This is a genomic window from Scandinavium sp. M-37 (assembly GCF_043558715.1).
In the GTDB taxonomy this organism is placed as follows: Bacteria; Pseudomonadota; Gammaproteobacteria; order Enterobacterales; family Enterobacteriaceae; genus Scandinavium; species Scandinavium vulneris_A.
The window spans coordinates 1-9,860 of record NZ_JBIGIN010000064.1 but is presented as its reverse complement, the minus strand read 5'-3'; the positions used below and the strand labels follow the sequence as shown (position 1 = coordinate 9,860).

At 48.9% G+C, this 9,860-nt stretch carries 6 protein-coding genes and 1 pseudogene; 1 reads left to right on the top strand and 6 read right to left on the bottom strand.

What is annotated here, in order from left to right; genetic code table 11:
• From ACG0Z5_RS23445 to ACG0Z5_RS23420, 6 genes are all read right to left on the bottom strand, one after another.
• Positions 1 to 2,572, bottom strand: a 2,572-nt coding sequence (locus tag ACG0Z5_RS23445) for an inverse autotransporter beta domain-containing protein (RefSeq protein ID WP_394451524.1), incomplete at its 3' end; no start/stop codon positions are given.
• Between the two features lie 468 nt (positions 2,573 to 3,040).
• Positions 3,041 to 3,409 carry a hypothetical protein gene (locus ACG0Z5_RS23440; RefSeq protein ID WP_394451523.1) on the bottom strand — a complete coding sequence of 123 codons (369 nt, stop codon included), beginning with the start codon at positions 3,407 to 3,409 and terminating at the stop codon, positions 3,041 to 3,043.
• A 581-nt stretch (positions 3,410 to 3,990) separates the two neighbouring features.
• Positions 3,991 to 5,028 carry a fimbrial protein gene (locus ACG0Z5_RS23435; RefSeq protein ID WP_394451521.1) on the bottom strand — a complete coding sequence of 346 codons (1,038 nt, stop codon included), beginning with the start codon at positions 5,026 to 5,028 and terminating at the stop codon, positions 3,991 to 3,993.
• Positions 5,029 to 5,040: 12 nt separating this feature from the next.
• Complete coding sequence (locus ACG0Z5_RS23430; RefSeq protein ID WP_394451519.1) at positions 5,041 to 5,715, bottom strand: molecular chaperone; 675 nt, start codon at positions 5,713 to 5,715, stop codon at positions 5,041 to 5,043.
• Complete coding sequence (locus tag ACG0Z5_RS23425) at positions 5,700 to 8,099, bottom strand: fimbria/pilus outer membrane usher protein (protein WP_394451517.1); 2,400 nt, start codon at positions 8,097 to 8,099, stop codon at positions 5,700 to 5,702. The genes ACG0Z5_RS23430 and ACG0Z5_RS23425 overlap by 16 nt, the downstream gene beginning before the upstream one ends.
• 91 nt (positions 8,100 to 8,190) lie before the next feature.
• Positions 8,191 to 8,799, bottom strand: coding sequence for a fimbrial protein (locus ACG0Z5_RS23420; RefSeq protein WP_394451515.1), 609 nt, complete (start codon positions 8,797 to 8,799; stop codon positions 8,191 to 8,193).
• Positions 8,800 to 9,058: 259 nt separating this feature from the next.
• Here ACG0Z5_RS23420 and ACG0Z5_RS23415 point away from each other — a divergent pair.
• Positions 9,059 to 9,387 (top strand): annotated as a pseudogene (locus ACG0Z5_RS23415) (IS3 family transposase); the annotation flags it as partial.
• Positions 9,388 to 9,860: the final 473 nt, after the last annotated feature.

The window sequence follows — 9,860 nt, the reverse complement described above, 5'->3', positions numbered from 1 at the left end:
TAACCTGCACCTGGTTACGGGCGGTGCCATTGGCGATTGCATCGTTGGTGATGACCGTCAGGTCACCCGTAGCGATTTGCGCCGTGCTGCCATCGGCCACAAAGGTGACCTTCGCGGTCAGCGTCTCGCCGTTGCCCGTGGTGGCTGTGACATTGCTGATCCCGGCGGTGGTGCTGGTGAGGGTAGTGCTCAGTTTGCCGTTCGGATCCGTGACCCCACTGGCGGCCACGATTGTCGCGCCATTATCGGCGGTGAACGTGATACTGCTCCCGGCAATCGGGTTGCCGTTGGCATCGACAATCACCAGCTCTACCCGGTTGGTTGCCGTGCCATTCGCCGCAGCGCCGTCAGTTGTCACGCTCAGTGTCCCCTGAGCGGTGGACGCATCGGCAATAAAGTTCAGTTGCACAGACTGAGTGCTGCCATTCACCGTCACCGTAACGGTCACCGCACCGGCATGAGTATGGGTGACGGGTACCGTCACCTGCCCCTGATCGTCAGTGACCGCACTTTCCGTCACAAGCGCACCGTCGGTAGCGCTGAACGTGACCTTCTGGTGCGCGAGTGGATTACCGCTGGCATCCGTGACGGTCACTTTGACACCTGCCGGGGTTTTACCATCGGCAGGTACATTATCTTTAATGACAATGAAATTACCGTCTTTAACCTGCGCAGTACTCTCATCGCTGGTCAACAGGACATCCGTGGTGACATTACTGAGCGTGCTTCCCCCCGCTTCGGCTGTAATGGAAGCGGTGCCTGTCAGTGTGCCACTCAGCGTCGCGGTGTAATTGCCTGCGGAGGTTTCTTTCACGGCACTGAGGCGAGTGCCTTCGATACCAGAAATGTGCAATTTGACGTCGCTACGCCCGGACAGGGGACGATCCAGGCTGTCGTGCAACGCCAGCGTTAGCGTGCTTATGGCTTTACCATTCGCCGCGATACTCTTCGGAGAGGCGGTCAGTAACGAGTGGGCAGCATCGGGCTGCGCGTCCGCAAAATGGATCGTAACGCGACTGCTTTCGCCATTGCTGAGTTGTGCTTCAACCGTTGCTTCACCCGGCAGAAGGCTGACAACGTCAATTGACACATTCCCTTGCGCATCTGAAACGACTTCTTTCGTGGTTTTGCTGCCATCAGGTAGCGTTATCACCAGAGTGACCCGTTCACCGGGCAGCGCCTGTTTGTTGCCATCCACAATGTGGTACACCACGTTGACAGGTGTCACACCATCCGCTGCGGCATTATCGCCACTCACCGTGGCTTCGCTGCTAAAATGGGCCTGTGGGGGCAGCACTTCGACAGTCAGGTGTGCGGGGGATGAATGATTGCTTTTGCTGTCCTGGGCCACGGCAGTCAGAACATAAGTGTTGAGCAGGCGGCTGCCGTCTGAGGCTGACTTGCCGGTCTTTTTGGTCTTCGCTGTTTTGGTCGCCTGCGCAATTTGGGCGACTTTCCACGTCGGCAGAGTGAGTGCGTAATGCGTGGCGTCCAGCGCTTTAATGGTGCCACCAGCCTGCTGGAAAGATCCGCCAGTCCAGCTAATATCTTTCAGTCCATGTTTACTGCTGACCTGCGCAGTGACTGTCTGGGTACTTTTACTCTCTCCCTGCACACGCTCAGGTGCGAGATGTAATTTGATAATCTGCTGCTTGCGGTATTCGAGGATAATATTGTTATTACGCTCCACCAGGTCATAACGGCTGCGTGCCAGCTTGCGCATCGCATCCACTGCCGCAGGCGAGGTGTTGCCTTCCCAGGACTGGTCCAACTGATAAGTGAGGGCCATATTGACGTTGAAATCATTCTGCCCGGATTTGCCCATCTTCTGTTCCGCGCCCAGCGTAAGCATCGGGATCGGCGTGTAGTTGACCCCCATCGTAACGGCATACGGATCTTTCTGGCGGTCATCCTTGCCAAACAGCGCAACGTCATCGCCATAGTACTGTTCAAACACCAGTTTGCCGCCAAGCTGAGGATAAGCGGGGATAAACCCGTTGAGCTGAACATCAAAGCCGTTAGCCGGGCGCTCATCGTAATCGTCAAAATCACGGGATTGATGCCAGCCACTCAGACGCTGATAGCCATTGACGGAAATCTTCAGGTAATCCGCCCACAGTTCACCCCCCAGCCCCAAACGGGAATTGTTGCCGGTAAGATCGTTGTCATAGAAGGCATTAGCCCCAAGCATCCAGGCCTCGCTGGGGAAAAATCGCATACCCAGGCCAAGGTTGACCGTGGTGCGATCGTCTTTACGGCGGGCACCCATCTGGCTGAACAGCATATTGCCCGGGGAATCGTAAAGCGGTAGCAGCATATCGAGGCTACTGTCATCAAGTGAGAAATTGTTATCCAGACTGATTTGCGAACGGACGGTGCCAAACTGGCTAAGCCAGCCCTCGACGGTGCTGTTTACTGCACTGCCCGCCTGCGCGCGTGCGTAATCAGACAGCGCTTCGGATGAGGTACGATCCTCATCCGAAAGCGTTGTCCCCAGAGCCATCGCTCCGGAAGCTATTTGCTGCTCAAAGGGGTTTTTCGGGGCACTGTCGTGTGATGCTGTAGGCAGCATGTGCTGCTCACTGGCTATAGCCGGGGCCGCAAGAATAAATCCCGAAAGGGGAGGGAGAAGTTGCAGGGCAACACAGACCCAGGCAACCAATTTTTGTTGAAATGAAGGGGGGCGATCGGCGACGGAAAATGGCATATGGATCCCTAGCGTTATTCCTAAAAGGAAGGTGCCATCGATTTAATGGCACGAAAATTGACCGCCATGTTCCACAAAAAAAGTGAGGATTGAAAGTGCAGGAAATTTAATAATAAAAGTTAATAAAAAAAACATGGCGCAACGCGTTGCTAATACAGGAGATTTAAATTAATTAGAATGTAAATTCAAAAATGTGTGAAATCACTTGAGGCGATGTTTCGGGAAAGATTATGTTAATGAGAATAATTATTGGCAATAATGATTCATTGTAATCATCGGTGGCAGACAAGGCTCATTGGGTAAGGCCTCTCTCGCTGCACGCCGGGGAGAAGATTAAGACCTGGGTTCTTTATAGTACGGCAACTGAACAACCGGATAGGTATAGTGCGCCAAAACAACACAACGGTCAGGTGTCTTTGCCCCTGAATAGAGGAGAAAATATTTTTTACTCTCCGGGTAAAAGACCAGCACATCACCATTGAGAAAAAAGGTCGAAAAGACAGGCGAATGGCCTTTGGTCTGGCTCTTTTTAATCCCGGAAGCGACCTGGAACTGTTTGCCCCATTTCATGGTTGAAAGCTGGTACTCAAATCTGGAGATAATCACATTCTTACGTAAATGACAGGATAGTTTCACTGCGGTATTGGCGAATGCGGGTGACATAAAAACGCTTAACAGACTAATTATCAATATTTTTTTCATTATTATACTGCACTTTGAATGATTATATCTTGCGTTGTCGACGCTTATGCGTTCACGCCATAGAGCTTGTTGAGAAACAACAATGATCTGAACCAAATAAAAAAAGGCCAGAGCATTCCTGGCCGCTTGCAATAATGAATGAGAGGAGCTTGTTATTATCACTAATTTTATACGCAGTCCCTGGTTTGTTCTTGGGGGAATAAACCACGGCTGTAAGATAACGCTCCGGAAGTTAAAAGTAAAGCGTGAGGAGCATGATGTGCAATATTTAAAATAACAAAAATACAGAATTCAATTTTATGTATTTTGGTGGGTGAGTGTCACCATTGCAACATGCTTGTTCAATGTCAGAGCTATATACGGCGAAGGCTGGCATATTGCGCTTGCGATCAAAAGGTCAGTCTTTCTGAGTATCAAATTTTCACGTTCACCCATTCGGTCTCTTGACTCGTTAGGAATAAACTTTCCTTCACCACGGGTAGGTAACCGCCGTCGATATCCGAGTCTACGATGGCCAGCGCCAATTCCTGCCATGTTGGTTTAATGTTATTTAACGCAAAATTGTACTAGCATTCAGTTTGCTATTTATATGACAGCAGGATCGTTGCTGTAGCCGTATAATTGCTGGCCTCAGGGACAGGATTCGCGCCGGAATTGGTTGGATACGCTTTTAAATGCAGCGTGGTACTGGTGCTGTCACTGCCAACTGCCACGTCTCCGGCTAAGGTGTTGGGAGCCACAATATTACCACTGCTGTCAGTGACAATAACGGACACATCAGGGCTGGAGGATGCAAACCCTTGAGTTTGTGTATCGCGATTACCCGTCAGAATTACATCCACGGCGGCATTACTAAAATTACAGTCAAACATAAGGTTGAATGAGCGGGGCGTGTAGGATTTTGGCGGTAAAGGGTAGGCCTGTCCCCGGAACTGCGACTGCCTAATGTTCTGCCCCAGGTCCACATTAATCACGCCCCCCGGCCTGACGGTGCATGCGTCAGGCACAGTGAGTTCAATATCCATGTTAAGGACAACCATTGGAGGGTCTGTGGGGAGCGGTGGATTCGCATCTCGCCGGAGATATACCTTTCCGACCACGCCATGAAACGAAATATTGCCAATAATGGGTTTAGTTACAACAATATTGCCTCTAACCTGAGTCGCTCCTTTTGCTGATCTGTCGGCGGTGCCGCATGAGTTGGTTGATTGAGACTTTGCACCATCGGCAGGACTGAAAGGAATGTTAAAGTAATTACCTCCGCTCGTATTGGTATATATGAAAGATTCAACAGTTATCTGCATTTCTGGTGTGATTTGCAGGCGATTGCCATATTGACCTGTTGCCGGGTAATCAGAAGTGCCTGTCCAGTATAAAAATGAGTAGCCTGCTGGGTTACTACAGTAGCATTTATACGTTACTGATTGATTGATGTTTTGAGTATCACTGAAAATTGACTTATTCGATCCGTTCTTATCCGCCGGGACAACGCCTGTGGCCGTAAAGGTCGATACATAAGGCGAGCCGGAAGACGGATAACAGGTCTTATCAGAGTATGCATGGCCGTAGGCCGAGCAGAGCAACAATAAGGTACAGAGCATCCTTAACGTGATTTTCATCCGGAGTAACCTTTATTTAACGCTCAGAGTGACAGTACGCGCCGCACCGGTATCTTCAAGATAACGCAATGTCACCTTTGATGCGGCTGTGTCCAACGGTACATCCACCGAACTCATGGGCGCGAATGTTCCCAGCTTTGTTTTGGTCAGGTCTTTCCCGCCGGAGGTCAATGTCGTGATGGCAAAATAATACGGAGTCGGATTGGTAAAACGCAGGCCCTTTGCGGTTTTTGATACTTCGATTTTTTGCTCAGCGCCCCTTCGCCCATCAAATAATGGCGCAGGGCGGACCAATACCTTGATTTTTGTACGTACGGCCAGCAAAAACTGGCTGTGTCCGTTATCTTTGGGTTTAGGTGGGATTTCCTGCACATTCAGAAAGTAGAGCTGTTCTTTATTGCCGGCTTTACTGAATGAGAGCAGACGTAACACCGCCTTTTTTTTGCCATCGATACTCAGTAACCCCGGTGAAACAACAAGCATTTTCCCCGGGTCTTTGCCGTTTTGGTCTTCAACCCAGGCCTGCATTCCGTAACGTTCCGACGAGCCATTGATGACCTCTACAGAGGATGAAGATGCTTCCTGAATCACCACCCTGGTGTTACTCAGTGACAGTGCGGCCTGACTCAGCGTCGGGGACAGGAGGAGACAGCCGAATATGGCCGAGAGGATTAATTTTTTTTGCATGTCAATTTTCCTGTATCAATAAAATCACTGGATTCGTTCTTGGAGCTCATCAACCGACGCCATGAAAAAGTATAGTCGCAGCGGTTGTCGCTATCTCGAAGCACAAGGTCATCTTGAGTTGTCTCTGCAGATATTACCTTTTGCAGTAGCACACCCCCACCATTACCGGCGAAAATCACATCTCCAGTATCCAGACGCGTCAACTCAGTGCCAAATGCTAGCGGAAGTCCGGAATTGTCGAGCAGTATTGCCCGGACAAACTTCACTTTCTTGCCAGTAAAGATGACCCGGGTTAATTCCCCCCGGCGGGGGCGAATGCGGACCTGATTTTGGGTCAGTAATGTATTGTTACTGAGGCTGTCTGCATCCACGCTAACATCCTGGCTGTCAAAGCTGTCGTTCAGCGGTACCAGCGCATAGCCATTCGGCTGTAGGGCAATCCCGTTAACCCGCGCATTATCAGCACCGTTTATTTTCACCACCGCCATGGTGCTGGCCTGGCTACTGCTCAGTAGCAGATGATTATCAGCTACTGCCAGCGTACCGCTGAGGGAGCCGGAGGCATAGGTTGAGTGGGATGAGATATTCCCTGCAATCTGAGAGTCATAGCGAGAACTGGCCCGGCTGTATGTGCCATTGACCGCCGAATCATTATTATGGAAATTCCGTGAGGCCGAAACGGTATAAGACCCGTTTTCATCATAGCTGTTGAGCCCAACCTCGGTGGTATTGTTGTACTGGTCATGATTATACCGGGTGTAGACACTTTTCCCGGGGCTTCGGAGTGGAATATTAAGCGACAGAGAAATGCTGACATCGCTGTCCAGATCCCCGGTATAGGATTTTGCGACAGAGAGGTTGTAGCCCACCCCTCTGGCATACCCGCCATAGCTCAGGGAGTAGGTGTCGGTGGCCGGTGAGCCAGACCAGTAATTACTGTGCATGACGTTCAGTGCCACCTGATTTCCCATGAAGGGATCCGGCATCATCAGGGTAGCGGAGAAACGGTTACGTAAGGTCCCAGTTTTGTCCGTGCCGGAACGTTTAATCTGCATTGCGTCGTTGAAGGAAAGATAATGCCTGCTGGAATAACGGTAACCTGCCATTTGGAGGTTAAAGCCATTATTCAGATATTTTGCATAATTGAGGCTGTAGCTTTGACCCTGATACTTCTCATCACCATTCCTGAAGCCTGAGACCGACGCAGCCCCACCCAGTGCCCCCAAAGCCCGCAGAGGAAATGCCCCCCCCACGGTCAGGTTTTTGTAATTCCCCGAGACCACCGAGTTGATGGTTGCTGTCAGCCAGTTAAATCCGTGAGAGTACTCCGCAGAAACAAAACCATCCGCCACATTATCGTCACTGAAACGATAGCGGCCACTGTTGACTTCATAGCTATAGGTACCCGGAGTTAACAAGCCAGGCACCACGGTATTTTCATAGAAAAATGTATTCTGTGTGCCGTCGGATTCTTTGACCACTACGCGCAGCGTCTGGTTGGACAACCCCTGAACTTCATCAATCACGAACTGCCCGGCCGCCACTGTTTTAGTGAACAGCAGACGTTTATCCTGATACACCTCCACAGTCGCATTGGTTCGCGCGTAGCCCGTAATGTTGGGGGTGTAATAGCGATCGTGACGACTGCGCAGATCATCAACGCTATTCAGTTTTACCCCATAAAAACTGAAGCCTTCTGCGTAGCGGCTGTTGGTATAGGTCTGGCCTGCAGAAACTTGGCTTTGAATGGTGGGTAACAGATGCGAGATACTAAAGTTATCCACGTTGATTTCATCATGGATAATATCTGAACTGGAGACATCAAGGTCAACAGGGAAATCGTACATCGCCAGCCGGATATGGCTGTTAAGTGGTAGTGAGGTTTCCGTGGAGTCATCATCCAGGTTACGGAAGTAGTTAGCACTGGTGTTATAATTGACCATCAGACCATTAATGGTCTGTGATAAAGGTTCATCGTCATCCCCCTGGGCGTGCTGCAGATCGGCATCATGAAACCAGACTGACAGGGATGAGGTTGTCTGGTTCTCAGTGAGTGTGTATCGCTCGGTCTCTGAATCCAGATACATATCTTCACGCAAAGTGGTGCGTAAATTTTTACTCAGGATAGCGAATAATGCCTCTTGATAAAATTTATCGCTGAATATGAGGTGCGACCCCTCACGGGAAAAATAATAACTGCCAACTGAATGGCCATTGATCTGCACGGAGTAAATGACTTTAGCGTTCAATCCATTATTTAGAGCTTTTTCAACGGCGTCACTGTTAAACCGGCCATTAATAAATTCGGTACTGAATTGCTGGTTTTCTTGAGCCTGCACGACCACACTGCCAAGAATAGAAATAAGCAGAAAGCTGAGGCGCATATAAACTCTCATCACTATTCATGGCATTGGTGGTAAACAAAAAAATGGTCATGCACTGACCATCACATAAGAAGATAAACCGACGTTATCCCTACAGATAAGCCACGGTATAGGACACGGCACCGCCGATAACACCAGCACTGACGGAGCTGCTCAACGCATAGGGCTGTGCGATGAAGTTAACTGCACCTGAAGCATCCAGGTCAGCAGACCCGGAGGAGAGCTGTACGCCTCCACGGTTGATCACGGATGCACCACTGGCCAGTGTGAACTGTACGCCTGCATTAGTCAGGACTGAGTCTGCTGTAGTGAGCACATCGGTGTTGGATGCATCAGTCTGGTTCGCAATAATAGAGACAGATGCGTCTGCTGCTGCGGGAACGACATCACAGCTGGCCGGGTCAGGAATGAGTGAGACATTTTTGGCTGTACCAAAAACCCCTGCATTGGTCACATCAGACGCTTTATATGTGCCAATATCCACTACGCCAGTAGGTGAAACAACACCATCAACCGCGACATTAAAATCACAGGATGAAGATGAAATTGCGCCGGTGAAATTAATCACACCAGTATTTGCCGAAGCGGAGCCCGCGATCACGCCTGCAGAAATAGCGGCCGCCAGAATAATCTGCTTATACATAGAAATACCCTTAGTTATTGTCTGAAACATCTGAATTGTTTTATTCAGTGCAGCCATTATCCACTTTTAAATTGAATTAATAAAGCGAGTTTACTCTGGCTTTTATTTGTTGATTTCTTTACGACCACTCCATTATATGGTTGATTTAAATGAATTTTATCAAATCGCAGGGCTTTAATTTAAATTATTTGAATTCACTCCGAGGATAATTAAATAAATGGTGGCTCACCCCTGGGAAAATACAAATGTAAGTATTCCTGTAGTCCGCACTACTCACTTTTAGAGGTCATTGAATTTGTTAGTTAAGGAGATTGTCATGCGCAAGGTCCGATTTACTGAGCACCAGGTCATCACCGTACTGAGGTCAGTCGAAGCTGACTGGATCATCAAAGTTGTTTGCCGATCTCAGTCTTGAATGCCTGACACTGAAAGATGTTATTGACAAAAAAGCTTTAAAGCGGGAGCTCTTTAGCTATCTGCCGGCACAGTTTCCGCCAACTATACAGGACAGTAGCGCTGAGCAGCACGGTGGTTTTTTATCGGCCTTATACCTGGCGTATTCACCGTATTTACTGCGTGTTGAAACTCAATTTTCGCCGCCAGGGGAAACAGGGTCTTCCGGTGCCTAACCCTGTACCACTGGCATGCTGTTTCATAATGAGGTTCTTAGGGAATTCTTTATTTATTATTCCTTATTGGGATAAAGGAGTCGATTGAATGCCGGAAACCGTAGGCGTGTAAGGGATATGCTCATAAGGAATAATTACCCCGTTCATCTATATTTGACTGTTTAGATGGCGATTTCCGCTAATGTGAATTTTATATGGTCAGGCTAATCTCGAACCGCCATGTGAGTTATGCTCTTATATTCTTATTTATGGTATTTATTTGTGTGACTGAGTAGGTATTATTTTCTGCATCAGATAGTGCTGTTACTTCAGAAATCATAATCAAGGTGGTTTCGGATATGCAAGCGCGGAGGGCCAAAATCACCCGGAAGAAATAATTGACGACAGGAAGGGTATCACTAAATAGCTGCGCGGAATAGTAGATCACTTAAAGGGAACTCAGCCCGGATTGTGCGATCTGATCAATCGCCAAATATCCCACATCACCAA

Coding starts and splice junctions, on each gene's coding strand:
- ACG0Z5_RS23440 (WP_394451523.1), bottom strand. CDS start 3,409: ATGAAAAAAATATTGATAATTAGTCTGTTAAGCGTTTTTATGTCACCC.
- ACG0Z5_RS23435 (WP_394451521.1), bottom strand. CDS start 5,028: ATGAAAATCACGTTAAGGATGCTCTGTACCTTATTGTTGCTCTGCTCG.
- ACG0Z5_RS23430 (WP_394451519.1), bottom strand. CDS start 5,715: ATGCAAAAAAAATTAATCCTCTCGGCCATATTCGGCTGTCTCCTCCTG.
- ACG0Z5_RS23425 (WP_394451517.1), bottom strand. CDS start 8,099: ATGCGCCTCAGCTTTCTGCTTATTTCTATTCTTGGCAGTGTGGTCGTG.
- ACG0Z5_RS23420 (WP_394451515.1), bottom strand. CDS start 8,799: ATGGCTGCACTGAATAAAACAATTCAGATGTTTCAGACAATAACTAAG.